Source organism: Polynucleobacter sp. Latsch14-2 (genome assembly GCF_018881925.1).
Taxonomy (GTDB): domain Bacteria; phylum Pseudomonadota; class Gammaproteobacteria; order Burkholderiales; family Burkholderiaceae; genus Polynucleobacter.
Genome location: NZ_JACVPL010000008.1, coordinates 69673 through 87000, shown reverse-complemented (window position 1 = coordinate 87000; position 17328 = coordinate 69673). Strand labels below are relative to the sequence as shown.

18 protein-coding genes are annotated in these 17328 nt (G+C 45.7%); 3 read left to right on the top strand and 15 right to left on the bottom strand.

Annotated features, from left to right (window positions below; genetic code table 11):
* Positions 1–65: 65 nt before the first annotated feature.
* Genes ICN46_RS08290 through ICN46_RS08280 form a run of 3 tightly spaced genes read right to left on the bottom strand, consistent with a single transcriptional unit; the run spans position 66 to position 1498 of the window.
* Entirely contained in the window at positions 66–623 is a 558-nt protein-coding gene (locus ICN46_RS08290; protein ID WP_216207229.1) for a flavodoxin family protein, read from the bottom strand.
* 23 nt (positions 624–646) lie between these two features.
* Complete coding sequence (locus ICN46_RS08285; RefSeq protein WP_216207226.1) at positions 647–1057, bottom strand: DoxX family protein; 411 nt, start codon at positions 1055–1057, stop codon at positions 647–649.
* 24 nt (positions 1058–1081) lie between these two features.
* Positions 1082–1498: a MarR family winged helix-turn-helix transcriptional regulator gene (locus ICN46_RS08280; RefSeq protein WP_216207223.1), complete on the bottom strand. Its 417-nt coding sequence runs from the start codon at positions 1496–1498 to the stop codon at positions 1082–1084.
* A gap of 461 nt (positions 1499–1959) precedes the next feature.
* Here ICN46_RS08280 and ICN46_RS08275 point away from each other — a divergent pair, with 461 nt between their 5' ends.
* Both ICN46_RS08275 and ICN46_RS08270 read left to right on the top strand, forming a co-directional pair.
* Positions 1960–2733 (top strand): sulfite exporter TauE/SafE family protein, encoded by a 774-nt coding sequence (locus ICN46_RS08275; protein ID WP_216207220.1) that lies wholly within the window; start codon positions 1960–1962, stop codon positions 2731–2733.
* On the top strand, positions 2734–2964 hold the full coding sequence (locus ICN46_RS08270; RefSeq protein ID WP_216207217.1) for a hypothetical protein: 231 nt from the start codon (positions 2734–2736) through the stop codon (positions 2962–2964). It begins immediately after the preceding gene.
* A 17-nt stretch (positions 2965–2981) separates the two neighbouring features.
* Here the strand turns inward: ICN46_RS08270 and arsB are convergent, their stop codons facing one another.
* The 6 genes from arsB to ICN46_RS08240 all read right to left on the bottom strand — a co-directional run bounded on the left by arsB (position 2982) and on the right by ICN46_RS08240 (position 8038).
* Positions 2982–4019, bottom strand: a complete 1038-nt coding sequence (arsB, locus tag ICN46_RS08265; RefSeq protein ID WP_216207214.1) for an ACR3 family arsenite efflux transporter — start codon at positions 4017–4019, stop codon at positions 2982–2984.
* Positions 4016–4507 (bottom strand): arsenate reductase ArsC, encoded by a 492-nt coding sequence (locus ICN46_RS08260; protein ID WP_216207211.1) that lies wholly within the window; start codon positions 4505–4507, stop codon positions 4016–4018. Before ICN46_RS08260 ends, arsB begins: the two co-directional genes overlap by 4 nt.
* On the bottom strand, positions 4504–4833 hold the full coding sequence (locus ICN46_RS08255; protein WP_216207207.1) for an ArsR/SmtB family transcription factor: 330 nt from the start codon (positions 4831–4833) through the stop codon (positions 4504–4506). The genes ICN46_RS08260 and ICN46_RS08255 overlap by 4 nt, the downstream gene beginning before the upstream one ends.
* Before the next feature lie 80 nt (positions 4834–4913).
* Complete coding sequence (locus tag ICN46_RS08250) at positions 4914–5333, bottom strand: type II toxin-antitoxin system VapC family toxin (protein ID WP_216207280.1); 420 nt, start codon at positions 5331–5333, stop codon at positions 4914–4916.
* Positions 5330–5584, bottom strand: a complete 255-nt coding sequence (locus ICN46_RS08245) for a type II toxin-antitoxin system Phd/YefM family antitoxin (RefSeq protein WP_216207204.1) — start codon at positions 5582–5584, stop codon at positions 5330–5332. The genes ICN46_RS08250 and ICN46_RS08245 overlap by 4 nt, the downstream gene beginning before the upstream one ends.
* A gap of 75 nt (positions 5585–5659) precedes the next feature.
* Positions 5660–8038: a Tex family protein gene (locus ICN46_RS08240; protein ID WP_216207201.1), complete on the bottom strand. Its 2379-nt coding sequence runs from the start codon at positions 8036–8038 to the stop codon at positions 5660–5662.
* Positions 8039–8131: 93 nt separating this feature from the next.
* Between ICN46_RS08240 and ICN46_RS08235 the strand changes: the two genes are divergently transcribed.
* Complete coding sequence (locus ICN46_RS08235) at positions 8132–9274, top strand: MFS transporter (protein WP_255538805.1); 1143 nt, start codon at positions 8132–8134, stop codon at positions 9272–9274.
* 66 nt (positions 9275–9340) lie between these two features.
* On the opposite strand, the gene typA is transcribed toward ICN46_RS08235, so the two are convergent.
* The 6 genes from typA to rimP form a co-directional block, all read right to left on the bottom strand.
* Positions 9341–11158 carry a translational GTPase TypA gene (gene typA, locus ICN46_RS08230; protein WP_216207196.1) on the bottom strand — a complete coding sequence of 606 codons (1818 nt, stop codon included), beginning with the start codon at positions 11156–11158 and terminating at the stop codon, positions 9341–9343.
* Positions 11159–11222: 64 nt separating this feature from the next.
* Positions 11223–12134: a tRNA pseudouridine(55) synthase TruB gene (gene truB, locus ICN46_RS08225; RefSeq protein ID WP_216207191.1), complete on the bottom strand. Its 912-nt coding sequence runs from the start codon at positions 12132–12134 to the stop codon at positions 11223–11225.
* A 4-nt stretch (positions 12135–12138) separates the two neighbouring features.
* Entirely contained in the window at positions 12139–12507 is a 369-nt protein-coding gene (gene rbfA, locus ICN46_RS08220) for a 30S ribosome-binding factor RbfA (protein ID WP_216207189.1), read from the bottom strand.
* An 11-nt stretch (positions 12508–12518) separates the two neighbouring features.
* Positions 12519–15281, bottom strand: coding sequence for a translation initiation factor IF-2 (gene infB, locus ICN46_RS08215; RefSeq protein ID WP_216207186.1), 2763 nt, complete (start codon positions 15279–15281; stop codon positions 12519–12521).
* Between the two features lie 13 nt (positions 15282–15294).
* Complete coding sequence (gene nusA / locus ICN46_RS08210; protein ID WP_216207184.1) at positions 15295–16776, bottom strand: transcription termination factor NusA; 1482 nt, start codon at positions 16774–16776, stop codon at positions 15295–15297.
* A complete protein-coding gene (gene rimP / locus ICN46_RS08205; RefSeq protein ID WP_216207180.1) occupies positions 16773–17264 on the bottom strand; it encodes a ribosome maturation factor RimP in 492 nt (163 codons plus the stop codon). Before rimP ends, nusA begins: the two co-directional genes overlap by 4 nt.
* Between the last annotated feature and the right edge of the window lie 64 nt (positions 17265–17328).

The window sequence follows — 17328 nt, the reverse complement described above, 5'->3', positions numbered from 1 at the left end:
GCCAACTATCGGTCAGATAAAGAAAACCACCCCGAAGGGTGGCTTGGAAAGCAGTAAGTGAAAGCTTAACTGCGCTTCAATTGACTTGCAATCTTAGCGATCCGCTCTCCATAGAGTCGAGCCGTTTCCAAATCTCCAGGATTGACTTCGTCGGCACTAGCATCAGAGGGGGTTTGCATCATAGCTCCGGCAGACGAACCAACATAGTTGACGTCATCACGTTTGGCTGATTTTGCATTTGATGGCATAAGTCCCGTGCCAACCCAAATACCCGAGTGCTGCATCGCTAAGGTAAAAAAGTAATGCAGAGTGGAGTGCTTATCACCATTCATGGTTGCAGAATTAGTAAAACCGCCGAATAACTTATCTTTCCATTGCTGCGAATACCAAGGCTTAGAACTTGCATCGGCAAATTTCTTAAATTGCCAGCTTACCGAACCCATATAAGTAGGCGAGCCAAATACGATTGCATCAGCAGAATGCAAAATTTCCCACTGTGTATCACTAATATTGCCTTCGGCATCAATCGCTACTAATGTGCCATTAGCTCCTTTTGCTACCGCCTCAGCCTGCTTTACCGTGTGGCCATAACCACTATGAAATACAACGGCTACTTTTGTCATTATCTTTTCCTTGAGAAATTAAATTACTTCGACTCTTTGCGACCATCAACGCTAAAACCACCCGCGCCAGCAGAGGCTAGAACCAATAATCCGCCCATTACAGCAATGTTCTTAAAGAATAGGAGCTGAGCAATAAATGCTTGATCAACCGGCGCAGCCCAATAAGCATGGCCAGTAACAGCAGCCACTAAAGTAAATATGGCCATAATGCCTGCTACTAAACGAGTTTGAAATCCTATCAGCAAAGCAATACCTCCAAGCACCTCAATCACAATAGTTGCTGCTAGCGCAAAGGTCGGCGCTGGAATACCTAAAGATGCGAAATAGCCTAGCGTGCCCTCAAAACCCGCGATTTTACCCAACCCTGCTGGTAGAAACAGAGCGACAATTAATAGTCGGCCCAAAAGATTAAGTGCATTTTGATATGTTTTCATGTGAATTTCCTTTTGATATTTTGATTAATAAAAAATTGCTTTGATATTTCGTAAAACTGTTACCGCCTGCTCTAATTCATTTTTACTTAATTTGCCGAAGGCTTTTCCAAGATATTCAATATGCTCTGGGAATACCCTCTTGAATAACTTTTCACCCGCTTTGGTGAGCCCAATTTTGTAACTACGCCCATCCTCTGTATTCGGAAATTTATCAATTAAGCCTTTAGCTTCCAGCCTTTCTAGTACGCCCGTCATCGTCCCCTTTGAAACAAGCGTCTTATTCCCCAACTCCTTGCAGGTCATCGGTGGTTGATTACCCAAGGTAGCCACGATGTCAAACTGAGTCATAGTTAAGCCCATCTCTTTAATATGACTTGCAGAATGATTCTCAAAGGCCTGATATGCCTGAACCAACTCCTTAATGAGTAATAGGTGATTCATATGAATATCTCGATTTAGTCTGCATGCGTACTAGTTTAGTACTAATTAGTACTAATTGCAAGTACTGCCATTCTTCTGGGCACAGCCCCAGTGGAATTGACCCATGGAGGAGTTAAATGACTTTTGCTTGCGCTTGCGCATCGATTCACACATCAATTTGAATTTAGGCGCATACTGTATAGGTGTAAACCCTAACCATAGGTGTAATTACACATCACTGATAACCCTTCAAGAAAGGAAGACATCATGAAAAAGCTAGTACAACTTATGAAACAACTATTTGAGGCTTGGTCAGAAGCTCGTTTGGCATATGCAAAACGTTATATCGGCCACCAACTGGGCTCTTAGAGCATCACTACCAATGGGTCTTTGCGCAAAGCAAGACCCAAAGGTTTTTATTGGGTTGCCTCATGAGCCAGAAGATATCTGCAAGAAATAAATCCAATTAAAATGCATTACAGATGTTTGATCTTTCCTTCTTTGACCTAAGCCTTCTTGCCGCATGCGCCCTGCTCGCAGGCTTAATAGATGCCATTATGGGCGGCGGCGGAATGATTCAAGTCCCAGCGCTATTTTCCGTATTACCAGGCATGGCGCCGGCCAGCCTACTAGGAGTAAATAAGATCGCGTCCATCATTGGAACGGCCGGATCAGCCATGCAATATGCCCGCGCGAACAAAAGCCCCTGGGGGCTAGTCATCATTTCCTCTACCGCAGCCTTTTTGGCATCCGTTGGCGGCGCCTATCTAGTTACCCAAATTCCCAACCAATGGTTGCGTAGTGCATTACCCTTCTTCTTGGTAGCTTTGCTGATTTTTAATATCAAATCAAATGCTGGCTTAGTTCATGCGCCACGCCATAAACATCACAAACAAAATGCCATTGCTTCAGCAGGAGCGAGTCTGATTGGTTTTTACGATGGTTTTCTTGGGCCTGGTGCTGGCGCCTTTTACAAACTGTTCTATACAAGAGTGTTAGGTTTTGACTTCTTACGCTCTGCTGCGCCGTCCAAGTTTCTAAATATTGCTTCTAACCTAGGTGCTTTATGCGTCTTCTTTTATATGGGCTACATTGACTGGAAACTGGGAATATTTATGGCTGTAGCTAATTTTGCAGGCGGTCAGATTGGTAGCAAGATTGCAATAAAGCATGGCAATAGCTTTATACGTCAGGCTTTCTTCATTTCAGTGACAGTCTTAACACTCAAAACCTTCTATGATGCTTTTTTAAGATAAATGCTATTCGCCCTTATCTCCACACTACTCCTGATTGCTTTTGCAATCATCCGCTACATTATTTCTAGCTCGGGCATAAGGTATCTCGTGGACACCTATGGAATGGATCAACAAAAACTGCGTAAATTGAAATTCAAAGATATTGCAGTGCTCAGAAAAAACATCCAGAAAATCAGAAAACAGAATGATGACTTTTCTCTTGAAGAGCTTGTTAGAAAGTATCGCCCTTAATTTATTTCCAAGGGTTTCTAGTAGAAACTCTCTTTAAGCCATAGCGCCACAGTCACCAAGCCAATCATGATTGGCACCTCAACGAGTGGGCCAATGACTGCTGCGAATGCCGCCCCAGAGTTAATTCCAAACACGGCAATCGCGACGGCAATAGCTAACTCAAAATTATTGCTCGCTGCAGTAAAAGATAGAGTGCAACAACGCTTGTAATCAATCCCCATCTTTCCAGTAATGAAAAAAGTTAATAAAAACATGCTCAAGAAAAAGACTAAGAGAGGGATCGCTATTGTCACCACATCCATTGGCAGCGCAAGAATAAGCTTCCCTTTTAGACTAAACATCACCACAATTGTGAACAACAAAGAAATCAAAGTAATCTTGCCAATACGAGGAATGAAATGCTCGTGATACCAATCTTTAGATACGAATTTCAACATGACTACGCGAGTCAAAATACCTGCAATACATGGTATGCCGAGGTAGATGAATACACTTTGTGCAATTTGGCCAATGCTGACACTAACGTCAGAGCCAGCCAAACCAAAAAATGGCGGCAGAACCGTTAAGAATAGATAAGCATAAAGACTGAAGAATAAAACCTGAAAAACTGCATTAAAAGCGACGAGACCAGCAGCATATTCAGCGGAGCCTTTAGCAATATCGTTCCACACCATCACCATCGCAATACACGGGGCAATCCCAATCAAGATCAAGCCAGCCATATACTCAGGCTGATCTGGCACAAAGCTAATGGCCAAAATGAACATTAACAATGGCGCTACGATCCAGTTCATCAAGAAGGCAATAGCGAAAATCTTCTTATCTCGAAAGACACCAGGCAGGTCTTCAAGTCGCACCTTTGCAAAAGGCGGGTACATCATTAAGATCAAACCAATGGCAATCGGAATATTGGTTGTACCCACTTGAAAAGCATTAATAAAATCTTCTGCCTCAGGATAGAGATAACCTAAGCCAATACCAAATGCCATGGCGGAAAATATCCAGAGTGTCAAATAACGATCTAGGAATGAGAGTTTTTTAGTTAAGGTGTTCATGAGTGTGAACTTTCTTGCTCGTGAATGTGATGAAGGCTCAATGAGTCTAAAGTTTCTAAAGGCATATCAGCCAATAAATCAATCCGCTTCTTCAGGCCAATCATGACATCCCTAAATGCTCTACGCTTTTCATCATCGCCACCCTGTACTTGCGAAGGATCGGGAAACCCCCAGTGTGCTGTAGCTGGCTGGCCTGGCCAGAATGGGCAAACCTCTCCGGCTGCGTTATCGCACACTGTAATGATGAAATCCATCTTAGGTGCATCAGGTAAACCGTACTCATCCCAACTCTTGCTCCTGAGCTTTTCTTCTGAATAGCCTAGTTCTTTGGCAATCTCAGCAGCAAAAGGATTCACCGTATCGCCTGGAGTAGAGCCAGCCGAATAGCCAAAAAATTTTCCGCTAGGATGGGTTGAGGCAAGGGCTTCTCCCAGGATCGATCTTGCAGAGTTATGAGTGCATAAGAAGAGGATGTTGTATTGCTTCATAGTGCTTTAACCTTTCTGGAAGATTTACCAGGTGAGCAAGACTTGCCACCGCAGCAGTTATCTAATAAGAACTCACTGAGATCTTGAACCAAATCAGCATTAGGACGATAAATGAGATTACGGCTCTGACGTTCCACCAATAAGAGATTCGCCTGAACCAATTCTTTTAAGTGAAAGCTTAATGTGGCATTAGGAATACCTAACTTCTCAATGATTTGGCCTGGGGTCAAACCCACATCACCCCGCTGAATAATCAGGCGAAATATATTTAGACGAGATTCTTGCCCAAGGGCGAGAAAGGCAGAGATAGCATCTGTATTTTTCATATTTCTAATTATATCGAAATATATGTCAAATGAATGACAAACACAAGCGAACTACAATTCAATAAAGAGAGAATATTGCTTTATTGCCAAGGATCAAAAATCTTTACACCAGATTGACTAAAGTCCGTAACATTTCTTGTGACAATCGTCATACGATGCTCAATTGCCGTAGCTGCAATCAAGGCGTCTCTTTCGGATTTTGGATTGGGGACATGCAGACTTGCACAGCGTTGAGCTACGGCCATGTCTACTGCAAGAACACGATCAGAGAACCCCGGAAGGACATACTTATTAAGCCACTTCCGCAAAATCTGACCTTGTTTCTTATCCCGCCTCTCCATCTGTAAAACTCCAATCTCAAGTTCAAGGACAGATATTGCAGACAAAAAAAAGAGTTCAGGCGAGATCTCTTCTGCCCATGCTTTCACATTTTTATTGATTCGTCCATCGGCGGCTTTTCGGAGTTCTGATACTACATTTGTATCTAGTAGGTACATCAGAAAAGATCTTTAAGAGGTTTGGTGAAGTTTGATATTTTCTCAGCTTCAAACTCAATACTTCCTGCACCCTTCATTCCCACAAGATCCAAGATGTTTTTACCCTTTCCGGTAACACGCTGATAGTCCTTAAAAGTCATCAGTACATGCGCCGGTTTCCCCCGGTCCGTAATAAAAACCGGGCCTCCCTCTGTGGCTTTCTTTGCCCTACCAGTATCTTGATTAAATTCGCGACTAGATAAAGTAGTGATCATTGATGACTCCTGAATGGAATTCCTAATGTATAAATGTTACTATAATAAACGCTAAACTTCAATCTGAGGCTAATATTAGTCTTTGTTTTTAATCTTCCCAAATGCTGCTGCCATGGCGCTATTAATCGGGGCAGCCCGTCGGTCGTCTTGGGGCTTTTTGACTTCTTGAGCCCTCTGAGGTTTATGAGCGCCAGGTCCATTAGAAATTCTTTGTTTGGATCGCTCTCCCAAATTAGCTTTGGGCGCTTCGTCAGATAGGCGCATAGTGAGTGCGATTCGCTTGCGCTGTTCATCCACCTCAAGTACTTTCACTTTCACTACCTGACCTGCTTTGACAATGGAGTGAGGATCCTTAACAAAGGTATTAGATAAAGCAGAGATGTGTACTAATCCATCCTGATGAACGCCAATGTCCACGAATGCGCCAAAGGCGGCTACATTAGTCACCACACCTTCAAGAATCATCTCCGGCTTGAGATCACTAAGCTTTTCAATGCCGTCTTTAAAAGTCGCCGTTGTGAACTCAGGTCTTGGATCACGACCTGGCTTTTCTAATTCCTTCAGAATATCAGCGATGGTCGGAACCCCAAATTTTTCGTCTGCATATTTTTCGGGATTCAGATTGTTGAGGATAGAAGCATCGCCAATCACCTCTTTAACGCCCTTCTGAATATCCTTCAAAATCTTCTCGACCAAGGGATAAGACTCCGGATGAACTGCTGAAGCGTCCAATGGATTACTACCATTCATAATGCGCAAGAATCCTGCAGCTTGTTCAAAAGTCTTATCGCCCAAACGTGGCACACTCCGTAGATCCGCCCTAGACTTAAACATGCCATTACTATCGCGATAGGAGACAATGCCTTCGGCTACTGTCGATGAAAGACCGGATACTCTAGAGAGCAACGGCGCTGAGGCAGTATTCACATCCACGCCTACTGCATTTACACAATCCTCAACAACTGCTACCAGTGATTTAGCTAGCTGGGTTTGCATTACATCATGCTGATACTGACCAACCCCGATTGATTTGGGATCAATCTTCACCAGTTCCGCTAAAGGATCTTGGAGGCGACGAGCAATAGAGACGGCTCCACGCAATGAGACATCCATACCAGGAAGCTCTTTAGAGGCGTATTCAGAGGCAGAGTAAACAGATGCACCTGCCTCCGACACCACAATCTTGGTTAAGCTCAGCTCAGGCCTGGCCTTAATTAGGTCTTGTGCCAATTTATCAGTTTCACGCGATGCCGTACCATTGCCAATAGAAATCAAACTGACTTGATGTTTCTCGACTAACCTAGTCAGGGTGTGGAGTGCTCCTACCCAGTCATTTTTAGGCTGATGTGGATAGATTACATCGGTATCGAGCACCTTGCCGGTGACATCAACAACGGCAAGCTTTACCCCCGTTCGCATACCAGGATCCAAGCCGATAGTCACTCGTGGTCCAGCTGGGGCAGCCAAGAGTAAATCTTTAAGATTGCGTGCAAATACATTAATCGCCTCTGTATCAGAACGCTCACGCAACGCGCTCATCAACTCAGACTCGAGATGTAACGAACATTTAATACGCCATGTCCAACGCACAGTATCCGATAACCACTGGTCAGCTGGGCGACCCTCATTTTTAATCTTAAATTGATTAGCAATACGAGATTCGCAGGGATTATGTGGCGCATCCCACTTCGGTTTTTCTTCCTCGCTGTCTAGACGGAGATTCACCATCAATATCTGTTCGCGACGACCTCTAAATAGAGCTAAGGCACGATGTGATGGAATGGCTTTAATGGGTTCGGAGTAGTCAAAGTAATCGGCAAATTTTTCACCCTCTTGTTCTTTGCCAGCTACGACCTTCGACTCAACTACGCCATGGTCTTGTAAGTAGGCTCTCAAGGACTGAATCAAGCTTGCATCTTCAGCAAAGCGCTCCATTAGGATCTGACGAGCCCCTTCTAAAGCAGTCTTAGCATCAGGCACACCAGGGTTATCGCCTTGTTCAGACTTAAATGCCTCTTTCAAATATTTAGAAGCCTCCACCTCTGGATCTAAATTCGGGTTAAGCAATAAGTCGTTAGCAAGGGGCTCTAAGCCAGCCTCCAGAGCGATCTGAGCTTTGCTGCGGCGCTTGACCTTGTAGGGAAGATACAAGTCTTCCAGGCGGGTTTTATCTTCAGCCAGCAGGATGGCCTTGAGCAAATCAGGCGTCATTTTGCCCTGCTCTTGAATCGAACTGAGAATGACTTTACGTCGCTCTTCGAGCTCACGCAAGTAACTCAAACGCTCCTCCAGTAAGCGCAGCTGAGTGTCATCCAGGCCGCCCGTGACCTCCTTGCGATAACGTGCAATAAATGGCACAGTCGCACCCTCGTCCATTAAGACAATAGCGGCAGTCACTTGGGCAGGTTTACAAGAGAGCTCTTGGGCAAGACGTTGTTTAATCGATGGCAGCATAGACACTTCTAGTGAAGGAGACAGCAAATATAAAAGATAGAGAATAAACTATCAAACATGAGCCATTTAGAAAACTCAAGTCCAATAAACTATATGCCTAGATGGATGATTTTTTTGTTTGCCTGTGCATGTGGGATTGTGGTTGCAAATCTGTATTACGCGCAACCCTTAATCGCCTTAATTGCCCCAGAAATTGGTCTCAGTGAATCTGCCGCAAGTTTAATTGTCACTCTCACGCAATTAGGCTACTGCATTGGTTTGATCCTATTAGTGCCCTTAGGCGACCTCATTGAAAATCGCAAATTAGTTATCTTGACGATTTGCGGTGCAATCTTGGCGCTATTTTTAGCCATGCTAGCGCCAACAGCCGACTGGTTTTTATTTTCCGCATTCATTATTGGCGTTGGCTCTGTAGCAGTACAAATGCTCCTCCCGATTGCCGCCCACATCACTCCAGAAGAAAGTCGTGGTCGTACTATCGGCAATATCATGAGCGGCCTATTGCTCGGTATCATGCTAGCCAGACCCTTTTCCAGTCTCATTGCTGATTTTTTTGGATGGAGAGCGGTGTTTGGGGTTTCAGCAGTACTGTTAATCATCCTGACAGTCATCCTATGGCTCTTGCTACCGGTTCGCAAACCCAAATCTGATCACGATTACTTTTCCCTGATTGCCTCCTTGTGGATCCTGCTGAAGGGAACACCAATTTTACAGCGCCGGGCTATTTACCAAGCCGCACTATTTGCCTCTTTCACTCTCTTTTGGACAATGACGCCCATATTGTTGGCGGGGCCTTTATTTCAGTTTTCGCAACAAGGTATTGCATTATTTACTTTGGCTGGAGCAATGGGTGTAATTGCCGCACCTATCGCAGGCCGAATGGCGGATTCTGGGTACACTAAGATTGCGACCGGGTACTCTATCGCAACTGTAGCGTTCGCATTTCTGCTAGCGCAAATGGGCGGATACGGCTCACTGGCTGCCTTAGTAATAGCAGGAATTCTCTTGGACCTAGGCGTACAAAGCAATATCGTTTTAGGTCAACGCACAATTTATTCGCTAGGAGCTGATGTACGCAGTCGGCTGAACGGTCTTTATATGGCGATCTTTTTTGCCGGCGGTGCAATTGGCTCCGCTATTGCAAGCCTCGCTTATGTTTACGGCGGCTGGAGCCTAGTAGCTTGGATTGGTTTTGCCTTTCCGGCAATGGCATTGATGTTCTTCTTTACAGAATAATTAGACAAATAAAAAGTCACCCAGAGGTGACCTTTTATTGAAACATTAGAGCGAACCCAGACTGGATTACTCGCGCGAAGCCTTCTTACGATCATGCTCTTTCAGGTGACGCTTACGAACACGAACACTCTTCGGGGTAACCTCAACCAGTTCATCATCACTAATAAATTCAACTGCGTATTCCAAAGTAAGATCAACCGGTGTCACCAAGCGAACCGCCTCATCAGTACCAGAAGAACGCACGTTGGTTAACTGCTTACCTTTAATGGTATTGACGACTAAGTCATTGTCACGGCTATGAATACCAATGATCATACCTTCGTATACAGGGTCACCATGCTTCACAAACATACGGCCGCGATCCTGTAACTTCCAAATGGCGTAAGCAACTGCCACGCCGTCATCTTGACTAATCAACACGCCATTGTGGCGCTCGCCCAATATACCGTCTTTAGCTGGAGCATAGGAATCAAAGGTATGACTCATTAAACCGTTACCACGGGTCATGGTCATAAAGTCACCCTGGAAACCGATTAAGCCACGCGCAGGAATACGATACTCAAGACGTGTACGTCCTTTACCATCACTCACCATATCGAGCAATTCACCTTTACGCTTACCCAAGTCCTCCATTACAGCACCCTGAGTAGAATCTTCTAAGTCGACCGTTAGATTCTCGAACGGCTCCATCTTCACGCCATTCTCTTCATGAAACACTACGCGAGGACGGGAAACTGCTAGCTCATAACCCTCACGACGCATAGTTTCAACCAAAATCGTGAGATGCAATTCACCGCGACCAGATACTTCGAATACGGTATCGTCATCGGTTTCTTTTACGCGCAATGCCATATTGGATTTTAGTTCGCGGTCCAGGCGCTCACGAATTTGACGGCTAGTAACAAACTTACCTTCACGACCTGCAAACGGGCTAGTGTTCACCATGAAGTTCATGGTTAAGGTTGGCTCATCAATTTTGAGCATTGGCAATGCATCGGGTTTATCAACCGCGCAAACGGTAGTACCAATCGCTAATTCGTCAATACCATTAATCAAAGCAATATCACCAGCAACTGCTTCGTCAACAATTTCACGCTCAAGACCTTTGAACTTCAATACTTGGTTAATGCGACCCTTGAATGGAACGCCGTCTGGGCCATTTAAACAAATCACCTCCATGCCCGACTTAACACGGCCACGGTTCACGCGACCAATACCAATTTTTCCTACATAACTGTTGTAGTCGATAGAAGAAATCTGAAATTGCAAAGGGCCGTCAGGATCATCATCACGTACAGGAACATGCTCCAACACCGCATCAAATAAAGGACGCATGTCGCCTTCACGGACGTCTTCTGTCAGACCTGCATAGCCATTAAGGCCCGATGCATAAACGATCGGAAAGTCGAGCTGCTCTTCAGTTGCGCCTAATTTGTCAAAGAGTTCAAAAGTAGCATTAATTACATAATCGCAACGCGCCCCTGGGCGATCAACCTTATTGATCACAACAATTGGTTTAAGCCCAAGAGCCAAAGCCTTCTTAGTAACGAAACGGGTCTGAGGCATTGGGCCTTCAACTGCATCAACCAATAACAACACACCATCAACCATGGAGAGCACGCGCTCTACTTCGCCACCAAAGTCTGCGTGTCCCGGTGTATCAACGATGTTGATATGTGTGCCATCGTATTCAACTGCACAGTTCTTGGACAAAATAGTAATGCCGCGCTCTTTTTCCAAATCGTTTGAATCCATGACGCGTTCGGTCATTTTTTCATTCGTGCGGAATGTGCCAGATTGGCGTAAGAGTTGGTCAACCAGCGTTGTTTTACCGTGGTCAACGTGGGCGATGATGGCGATGTTACGAAGTGCGCGTTTAGTCATGTGAAGCTTCTGAAGTTAGAAATGAAGTTGAAATAAGGTTAATCAATAAATAAGTCAAATTGGTTTAATTGGTTTGAGAGATCAGCCGCTTAGGATGCAACACACCAGAGCGCCAGTCCGCAGTACCAATAAAATTATGTGGAGCAGCGGTAGCGCGATATATGCGTACCAAAGCTTCTACAGAGGGTAGATTAAGCGGGACACGTTGCCCCATCTCCAAGCGTTTGGCTTGTTGCTCATCTACCGTCAAATGAGGCAAAGTTTGCAGCAAAGCATCAACTGGCAAGATATAGCTTGAGCTATCTTGCAAGCCTTGCTGAATAGATTCTAATGTGAATGATTGCTCTAAGGTTAAGTGGCCTACTTCGGTGCGCCGTAAGCCGACTAAATGAGCCCCGCAACCCAGCGCATTGCCAAGATCTTCGGCAATCACACGAATATAAGTACCCTTGCTACAGCTCACCTCTAGGGTTGCTTCTGGCCAACAGATATCCGTCCAGCGAATAGCGTGAATCGTAATATTACGCGGAGTGCGCTCTAACTCAACACCAGCTCGCGCATATTCGTATAAAGGCTTGCCATCGCGTTTGAGTGCTGAATACATTGGAGGCACTTGAGTAATGGGGCCGGTAAACTTTGGCAGCAATGCATTTAAAGCCATTCTAATTGCTGTCTCATCGGCAAATACAGGGAGAGGCAACTCTTCAATCACGAGACCCTCGGCATCACCAGTATCGGTGCGCGAGCCAAATCTCACTTGGGCGATGTATGTCTTATCAGCCTCAAGTAGATCTTGTGAGTATTTGGTAGCCTCACCCAAGCAAATGGGGAGCAAACCAGTAGCCATTGGGTCCAGGGTTCCAGTATGTCCTGCTTTATCCGCATTGAAGGCGCGCTTTACAGCAGTCACCGCACCCTGGGAACTCATCCCAGCAGGTTTATCCAATAAAACAACCCCATCGATCCGTATAGACATGAAGTTACTGGCTCTCGTCTTTACGATCACTGTCTACAGCCTGATCAATCAAGCGAGACATTTCAATACCATGCTCGACAGAGCTGTCATAGTGGAAATGCAAAGTGGGAACGGTATGAATATGCAAACGCTTAAACAACAAAGAATGTAAATAACCCGCTTTTTCTTGTAAAGCCTTGAGAGCATGCTCAGGCTCAGCGCCTAAGACAGTAAAGAACACTTTGGCATGCGCAAGGTCGGGTGTTAACTCAATACTTTGCAAGGTAATCAAGCCCAAACTTGGGCTACGTAACTCACGCGGAATCAGTTCGGCCAGGTCTCGCTGAATTTGATCGGCGAGACGCTGGTTGCGATGTGGACTGGTTTTATGCATTCAACACTAACTCAGAGTGAGCGAGCCACTTCAGTTACTTCGAACACTTCAAGCTGATCACCCTCTTTAATATCGTTATAGCCCTTCAAAGACAAGCCGCACTCAACACCCGCGCGAACTTCTTTAGCGTCGTCTTTAAAGCGTTTCAGAGAATCCAACTCACCCGTCCAGACAACCACATTGTCACGCAATAGACGAACACTCGAAGTCCGTTTAACGACACCATCAACGACTAAGCAACCGGCAATTGCGCCAACTTTAGAAACCAAGAAGACTTGACGGATCTCAACCATGCCGGTGATTTCCTCTTTCTTGTCTGGTGTTAGCATACCGCTGAGTGCTAATTTCACTTCATCGACTGCGTCATAAATAATGTTGTGATAACGAATGTCAACGCCATTATTTTCAGCCAACTTACGAGCCGCAGCATCTGCGCGTGAGTTGAAGCCAATAATGACCGCCTTAGAAGCGACCGCTAAATTCACGTCTGTTTCAGTAATACCACCTACTGCTGCGTGAACGATCTGCACCTTTACCTCTGCAGTCGAAAGTTTTTGCAAGGATTGTGACAGGGCTTCCTGCGAACCCTGAACGTCAGCCTTAATAATGAGCGGCAACAGTTTTGCTTCAATCGCACCCTCTTCCATGTTTTCCATCATGGTTTCAAGTTTGAATGCTTGCTGTTTAGCCAACTTCACATCACGGAACTTGCCTTGACGGAAAAGAGCAATCTCACGAGCCTTACGTTCATCAGGAACAACCTGTACCGACTCGCCCGCAGCGGGAACTTCAGATAAACCTTGAATCTCGACCGGAATAGATGGGCCAGCCTCATTACATGGTTTACCGTTCTCATCCAACATTGCGCGAACACGACCATATGTCGAGCCAGCCAACAACATATCGCCACGCTTGAGCGTACCGGATTGAACCAGCACTGTTGCAACTGGGCCGCGGCCTTTGTCCAAACGAGCCTCAATCACGAGGCCATGTGCTGGAGCATCTTTAGGCGCTTTGAGCTCCAAAATTTCTGCTTGCAGAAGAACGTTCTCTAATAAAGCATCAATACCTTCGCCAGTTTTTGCTGACACTGGAATAAATGGCACGTCGCCGCCGTACTCTTCAGGAACAACTTGCTCGGCAACTAATTCAGTCTTAACACGCTCCGAATTAGCCTCTGGTTTATCAATTTTATTAATAGCGACAACAATTGGCACGCCACCAGCTACCGCATGGTGGATTGCTTCCTTCGTTTGTGGCATCACACCATCATCCGCAGCAACTACCAAGATCACGATATCCGTTGCCTTAGCACCACGAGCGCGCATTGCCGTAAAGGCCTCATGACCCGGAGTATCTAAGAAGGTAATCATGCCACGTGGTGTTTCTACGTGGTATGCACCAATGTGCTGAGTAATGCCACCAGCCTCACCAGTAGCAACTTTTGCAGCGCGGATTTTATCGAGCAAGGAAGTTTTACCGTGGTCAACGTGACCCATTACGGTCACTACTGGTGGACGCGGCAATAATTCAGCATCATGACCAGCTGTGCCGAGATCTAAATCAGGATCATCTAACTTAGCAGCGTGGGCTGTGTGACCCATCTCCTCAACAATGATCATTGCAGTATCTTGGTCAAGGACTTGGTTGATTGTCACCATCTGACCCATACCCATCAAGAGCTTAATCACTTCAGCACTCTTAACGGCCATAGCATGCGCTAACTCGGCAACAGTAATTGTTTCTGGAACCTGAACATCGTGAACCACTTTTTCTGTTGGCACTTGAAAGTTGGTATCAACGTTTGCTTCTGCAATTTGGCGTTGCTTTCTACGACCACCACCTGAACGCCAACCACCAACACCCCCAGAGCTATCACCACGGGTCTTCAGACCACCTGGTTTTTTGGCGCCTTCTTCTTGCCAGGTAGATGAGGTTTCAGCAGACTTAATTGTCTTACCGCCAACTTTGGCTACAGCCTTCTTCTTATCGTCCGCACCTTCTACCTTGGCAGGCTTGTGCAGGGTGCCTTTTTTAGCTTCTTCAGCAGCAACCTCACTTGGCGCCTTTAGCACTCGTGCTGGTGCGCTCATCATGTCGCGAATCGCCAATGCCTCAGCTTCAGCGGCAGCGCGACGTACGCGAATATTTGCTAATTCTTTTTCTTTGGCAGCAGCTAAATCTTTAGATGCTTTTTCAGTTTGCGCTTTTTTATCAGCAGCTATAGCAACCGCATCGGGAGCGTCATCGGGTTTTCCTTCTGGTTCCGCCACTATAACGGCAGCTTCTTTTTGGCGCACTTCTTCAGCGGCCTTCATTTCAGCTTCTTGGCGTGCCAATAATTCAGCCTGACGAGTCGCTTCCGCCGCGCGTTTTTCTAATTCTTCTTCAGAAAGAATGGACTTAGCAGGAGCGTCTTTAGTTTCAACTTTTGCAACCGGAGTCTGGACTTCAGGCTCTAGGACAGGCTTATCTCCAGCCTTAACTAACACGCGCTTCTTGCGAACCTCAACTTGAACTGTACGAGTACGCCCAGCAGAGTCTGCTTGACGGATTTCAGAGTTCTCACGCTTGATTAAAGTAATCTTTTTACGACTACCTACGTCAGCATTACCATGCTCTTTTTGCAAATGCTCAAGCAGGACAGTTTTGTCCTTTTCGGTAATGTTATCGTCCTCAGAACCTTTTTCAATACCTGCCGCCTTCAACTGCTCTAGGAGGTCTGGCGCGGTACGCTTTAATTCTTTAGCGAGTACTTTTACTGTTGTTGCCATGCACTACTTCCTCTCATGAAGTAAACCAATGTTCGCGCGCTTTCATGATGAGCGTTTTCGCAGTTTCTTCGTCAATTTGTGTCGCCTCAACTAGCTCATCAACAGCCAATTCAGCAAGGTCGTCACGGGTGTGAACTTGATTGTCAGCAAGCCTAGCAATCAATTCCGTTGTCATGCCTTCGAGGGAACGTAAGTCTTGCGATACCTCGCCAACGCGCTCTTCTTTAGCCAACTCCATAGTCAGCAAAGAGTCACGCGCACGAGTACGCAATTCATTTACAGTGTCTTCATCGAATGAATCAATTTCCAACATTTCAGATAGAGGCACATAAGCAACCTCTTCCAATGTATTGAAACCTTCTTCAATCAAAATATCAGCCACTTCTTGATCCACATCTAATTTGTCCATAAACAACTGGCGCACGGATGCAGCTTCTTTTTCAGTTTTTTCAGCAGACTCTTCAGGAGTCATGATGTTGATCTGCCAACCAGTCAAGTCACTCGCTAAGCGGACGTTTTGTCCACTTCGGCCAATTGCAATTGCCAAGTTCTCTTCATCAACCACCACATCCATCGCATGACGCTCTTCATCAACCACGATAGAAGATACTTGTGCTGGCGCTAAAGCGCCGATCACAAACTGGGCTGGATCTTCAGACCACAATACGATATCAACCGCTTCGCCTGCCACTTCGTTGCGAACTGCGGTAACACGGGTACCTCGTACGCCTACGCAAGTTCCAATTGGATCAATACGCTTGTCATAAGTAACCACAGCAATCTTGGCGCGGATACCAGGATCACGAGCTGCACCCTTAATCTCTAACAAGCCCTGCTCCATCTCAGGCACTTCATTTTCAAACAACTTAATCAAGAAATCTGGGCAAGTACGTGAAAGCTCGATTTGTGGGCCGCGTGCTTCACGATCCACCTTCAAAATATAGGCGCGTACACGGTCGCCTGAACGCAAGTTCTCTTTTGGAATCATTTGATCGCGGCGAAGTAACGCCTCAACACGACCTGATTCAATAATGAGACCGTTCTTATCGGCGCGCTTAACGGTACCAGTCATAACTTTTTCGCCACGATCAAGGTAGTCGTTCAAAATTTGCTCACGCTCAGCATCACGAATACGCTGCAAAATCACCTGCTTAGCTGCTTGCGCACCAATGCGACCAAAGGCTAAAGATTCAATCTGCTCTTCGATGTATTCGCCAACTTCCATATCTGGAAACTGTTCAAGAGCCTCAAAATGTAAAATTTCTTTATCAGGCTCTTGTAGGCCAGCTTCGTCTGGCACGACCAGCCAACGACGGAAGGTTTCATATTCACCGGACTCGCGATCGATTGAAACGCGAATATCCACATCTTCCGTTGTATAGCGTTTCTTAGTCGCAGAGGCCAAAGCCATCTCCAGCGCCTCGAACACAATGGCTTGATCAACGTTCTTTTCACGCGCTAGGGCGTCTGCCAACATGAGAACTTCTCGACTCATGACTTTCTTCCTTTGAAATCAATAACAGGGACCAACCGAGTCTTATCGACCTCGGCTAAAGAAAACTCCAATTGAGACTCGGCACCATCAGCACCCTCAAACACCAAACCAAACTTCGCATCAGGTGAATTCAATTCACCAGTCAGCAAACCTTGCAACACACCACGAAAATTCTTACGGCCATTAACGGCAACACGCAACTTCATATCTACTTCCATTCCAGAGAAGCGCTCAAAATCAGCAGCAGACTTCACCGGACGATCCAAACCTGGCGAAGAAATCTCCAAACGCTCGTAAGGAATATTTTCAACCGGCAAGGTATAACTCAATTGATGACTGACTTTTTCGCAATCCTCAACATTAATCAAACGCTCATAATCGAGATTTTCAATCGTGACGCGTAGCAAACCACCTGCTTCACGCTCGATATCCACCAGCGCGTAGCCTAAGTTTTCCAGCTCTGCAGAAATAATCTGCTGATCTTTCACGACAACCTCTCATGCCAAATTGGCAAAAAAAAATGGGCTTCAAAGCCCATATTCTCGAATTCAG

Coding starts and splice junctions, on each gene's coding strand:
- ICN46_RS08290 (WP_216207229.1), bottom strand. CDS start 623: ATGACAAAAGTAGCCGTTGTATTTCATAGTGGTTATGGCCACACGGTA.
- ICN46_RS08285 (WP_216207226.1), bottom strand. CDS start 1,057: ATGAAAACATATCAAAATGCACTTAATCTTTTGGGCCGACTATTAATT.
- ICN46_RS08280 (WP_216207223.1), bottom strand. CDS start 1,498: ATGAATCACCTATTACTCATTAAGGAGTTGGTTCAGGCATATCAGGCC.
- ICN46_RS08275 (WP_216207220.1), top strand. CDS start 1,960: ATGTTTGATCTTTCCTTCTTTGACCTAAGCCTTCTTGCCGCATGCGCC.
- ICN46_RS08270 (WP_216207217.1), top strand. CDS start 2,734: ATGCTATTCGCCCTTATCTCCACACTACTCCTGATTGCTTTTGCAATC.
- arsB (WP_216207214.1), bottom strand. CDS start 4,019: ATGAACACCTTAACTAAAAAACTCTCATTCCTAGATCGTTATTTGACA.
- ICN46_RS08260 (WP_216207211.1), bottom strand. CDS start 4,507: ATGAAGCAATACAACATCCTCTTCTTATGCACTCATAACTCTGCAAGA.
- ICN46_RS08255 (WP_216207207.1), bottom strand. CDS start 4,833: ATGAAAAATACAGATGCTATCTCTGCCTTTCTCGCCCTTGGGCAAGAA.
- ICN46_RS08245 (WP_216207204.1), bottom strand. CDS start 5,584: ATGATCACTACTTTATCTAGTCGCGAATTTAATCAAGATACTGGTAGG.
- ICN46_RS08240 (WP_216207201.1), bottom strand. CDS start 8,038: ATGCTGCCATCGATTAAACAACGTCTTGCCCAAGAGCTCTCTTGTAAA.
- ICN46_RS08235 (WP_255538805.1), top strand. CDS start 8,132: ATGCCTAGATGGATGATTTTTTTGTTTGCCTGTGCATGTGGGATTGTG.
- typA (WP_216207196.1), bottom strand. CDS start 11,158: ATGACTAAACGCGCACTTCGTAACATCGCCATCATCGCCCACGTTGAC.
- truB (WP_216207191.1), bottom strand. CDS start 12,134: ATGTCTATACGGATCGATGGGGTTGTTTTATTGGATAAACCTGCTGGG.
- rbfA (WP_216207189.1), bottom strand. CDS start 12,507: ATGCATAAAACCAGTCCACATCGCAACCAGCGTCTCGCCGATCAAATT.
- infB (WP_216207186.1), bottom strand. CDS start 15,281: ATGGCAACAACAGTAAAAGTACTCGCTAAAGAATTAAAGCGTACCGCG.
- nusA (WP_216207184.1), bottom strand. CDS start 16,776: ATGAGTCGAGAAGTTCTCATGTTGGCAGACGCCCTAGCGCGTGAAAAG.